Here is a 1,598-nt window from a genome sequence, read left to right on the forward strand (position 1 = left end):
GTCAGCGTGGCACCCACTTCCACCCCGGCGACAACGTCGGCCGTGGCAGTGACGACACGCTGTTCGCGCTGGCCGCAGGCCACGTTCTGTTCGGTCCTCCCGCAGCTCCACGATCTCGGCGGGATCGAGCTCCCCCTCGGTGATCCCCCGTGCCACCACGGCGAGCAGCAGCAGCTTGCCGACGCTGGCGAGGGGCAGCTCGGCGTCCTCGTGGACGGAGATCAGCCCCGGCACCGACACGGCCACCCTGGAGATCACCGCGGCGGCGCCGCTCTCACCCGGCAGGTCGAACCCTGTCATCGCCCCATCCTCCCGCAACCCGTCGTCCTTCCCGAGGTCACCGTCACCGTCGATCACGTGGCCAGCACCGTCCCCGGCCGGGCGCCGGTCTCGGCACCGTCGCGGACCACGCGCTCACCGGCGACGATCACCGAGTGGACTCCCGTCGGCGGGACCAGCGGCGCGGCGAAGGTGGCGCCGTCGGCGATCGAGCCGGGGTCGAAGACGACCAGGTCGGCATGGGCGCCGTCACTGATCACGCCGCGCCCTGCCAGCCCGAACCTGGCCGCGGCCATGCCGGTCATCTTGTGCACCGCCGTCTCCAGGTCGAGCAGTCCCAGCTCCCGGGTGTAGTGCCCGAGCACGCGGGGGAACGTCCCCGCCCAGCGCGGGTGGGGACGGCCGCCGGGCTTGGGCACGCCGTCGGAGCCGATCATCGAGTACGGCGCGGCCAGCACCCGCCGCACATCGTCCTCGATCATGGAGTGGCTGATGATCGTGACCTCGCCCCGCTCGGCGACGAGCAGGGCGGCGGCCACGTCGAGGGGGTCCTGGCCGCGGGCGGCGGCCAGCTCGGCGATCGTGTGCCCCTCCGTCTCGGGGTGGCGTGGCGCGCAGGCGATCGAGATGCGGTCCCAGCCGCCGTTGCCGACGGTGTTCTCCCAGCCGGGGACGCCCTCGGCGATGGCTCGGCGCATCCGATCGCGCTGGCCGGGGTCGGCCAGTCGCGCCATCAACGCGGACACCCCACCGTCCGAGGCCCAGGGCGGGAGCATCGCGCCCAGCGCCGTGCTTCCCGCGGTGTAGGGATAGACGTCGCAGGTCACGTCCATGCCCTCGGCCCGCAGTCCGGCGATTCTGGGCAGGGTGCGCTCGGTGCGTCCCCAGGCGTACTTGCCCGCCGTCTTGTGGTGGGAGACGTGCAGCGGGGCACCGCTCCTGCGCGCGATCTCGACGGCCTCCTCCAGAGCCTCCTCCACACGTGACATCTCATCGCGCAGGTGGGTGACGTACGGCTTGCCGTGCCCGGCCGCGACGGCGGCCAGCGCGACGACCTCGTCGGTGCTCGCGTAGGTGCCGGGGGTGTAGATGAGCCCGCTGGAGAGCCCGGCCGCGCCCGCCGAGAGCGCCCGGTCGAGCAGCGCGCACATGGTCTCCAGCTCGCCGGGGGTGGCGGCCCGATCGACGGGGCCGATCACTCCGGCGCGGAGCGTGCCGTGCCCGACGAGGGACTGGCCGCTCATCCCGAGGTGCGCCAGGATGGCGTCGGGGCCGTCCAGCGGCAGCCAGAGGTACTTACCCCTGCGCTCCGCCGCACC

General features: G+C 73.5%; 2 protein-coding genes and 1 pseudogene. 1 reads left to right on the forward strand and 2 read right to left on the reverse strand.

The genetic code is table 11. The annotated features are described in order from the left end of the window. A partial coding sequence (locus tag ABZ260_RS50850) for a 50S ribosomal protein L27 (RefSeq protein WP_355633122.1) occupies window positions 1-143 on the forward strand: 143 nt, incomplete at its 5' end. Here ABZ260_RS50850 and ABZ260_RS50855 read toward each other — a convergent pair. Together ABZ260_RS50855 and ABZ260_RS50860 are read right to left on the reverse strand one after the other, a co-directional pair. Next, window positions 139-300 (reverse strand): annotated as a pseudogene (locus ABZ260_RS50855) (serine hydrolase); the annotation flags it as partial. The gene ABZ260_RS50850 and the pseudogene ABZ260_RS50855 overlap by 5 nt on opposite strands. Window positions 301-353: 53 nt before the next feature. Then, window positions 354-1,598, reverse strand: a 1,245-nt coding sequence (locus ABZ260_RS50860; RefSeq protein ID WP_355633119.1) for an amidohydrolase family protein, incomplete at its 5' end; no start/stop codon positions are given.

Source organism: Streptosporangium sp. NPDC006013, from assembly GCF_040614275.1.
Lineage (GTDB): Bacteria > Actinomycetota > Actinomycetes > Streptosporangiales > Streptosporangiaceae > Streptosporangium.